This is a genomic window from uncultured Tateyamaria sp. (assembly GCF_947488715.1).
In the GTDB taxonomy this organism is placed as follows: Bacteria; Pseudomonadota; Alphaproteobacteria; order Rhodobacterales; family Rhodobacteraceae; genus Tateyamaria.
The window spans coordinates 1-1,321 of record NZ_CANLAG010000021.1 but is presented as its reverse complement, the minus strand read 5'-3'; the positions used below and the strand labels follow the sequence as shown (position 1 = coordinate 1,321).

At 64.6% G+C, this 1,321-nt stretch carries 1 protein-coding gene; it reads left to right on the top strand.

Annotated elements, in window-relative coordinates; genetic code table 11:
- Nucleotides 1-1,296 (top strand): serine hydroxymethyltransferase (gene glyA, locus Q0936_RS20350; RefSeq protein ID WP_299146689.1); only part of this gene is annotated, 1,296 nt, incomplete at its 5' end.
- Nucleotides 1,297-1,321 lie beyond the last annotated feature (25 nt).

Here is a 1,321-nt window from a genome sequence, read left to right as displayed (position 1 = left end):
ATGAACGCCCCACATCGCACCGACGGTTTTTTCAGCCAGTCCCTCGCCGACCGTGATCCTGAGCTCTTTGGCTCGATCCGTGACGAGCTGGGCCGCCAGCGCGACGAGATCGAACTGATCGCGTCCGAAAACATCGTCTCTGCTGCCGTGCTCGAGGCGCAGGGCAGTGTCATGACCAACAAATACGCCGAAGGCTATCCCGGACGGCGCTACTATGGCGGCTGCCAATACGTTGACGTGGCCGAAAACCTCGCCATCGAGCGGGCCAAGCAGCTCTTTGACTGCGGTTTTGCCAACGTGCAGCCGAACTCGGGCAGCCAGGCCAACCAGGGCGTGTTCCAGGCGCTGTTGCAGCCCGGCGACACGATCCTCGGCATGAGCCTCGATGCGGGCGGTCACCTGACGCACGGCGCGCGGCCCAACCAGTCGGGCAAGTGGTTCAATGCGGTGCAGTATGGTGTGCGCCGCGACACGCTGGACATCGACTATGACCAGATCGAAGCACTGGCGCTGGAGCACAAGCCGCAGATGATCATCGCCGGTGGGTCAGCCATCCCGCGGGTCATCGACTTTGCCCGCATTCGCGAGATCGCGGACAAGGTGGGCGCCTGGGTGCTGGCGGATGTGGCGCATTTTGCGGGCCTGATTGCGGCCGGTGAGTACCCCAGCCCCTTCCCACATGTGCACGTTGCCACCACCACCACCCACAAGACCTTGCGTGGTCCGCGCGGTGGCATGATCCTGACCAATGACGAGGCGCTGGCGAAGAAGTTCAACTCGGCGATCTTTCCGGGCATCCAGGGCGGGCCTCTGATGCACGTGATCGCGGCCAAGGCCGTGGCCTTTGGCGAGGCGCTGGAGCCGTCGTTCAAGACCTATCAGCAGCAGGTGATCCGCAACGCGCAGGCGCTGGCGGACCAGCTGCACAAGGGCGGTCTCGATACGGTGACGCATGGTACGGACACCCATGTGATGCTGGTCGATCTGCGGCCCAAGGGGGTCAAGGGCAACGCGACCGAACAGGCGCTGGGGCGCGCGCACATCACGTGCAACAAGAACGGCGTGCCGTTTGACGACGAGAAACCGACGATCACGTCGGGCATCCGGCTGGGCTCGCCTGCGGGGACGACGCGCGGCTTTGGCGAGGTCGAGTTCCGCCAGATCGGCGACTGGATCATCGAGGTGGTGGACGGGCTGGCGGCCCACGGCGCAGACGGCAACGCCGCGGTCGAGGCCAAGGTCCAGGCCGAGGTCCAGGCCCTCTGCGCACGCTTCCCGATGTATCCGAATTTGTGAGATAAAGACAAAAAGCCCGCGGCGT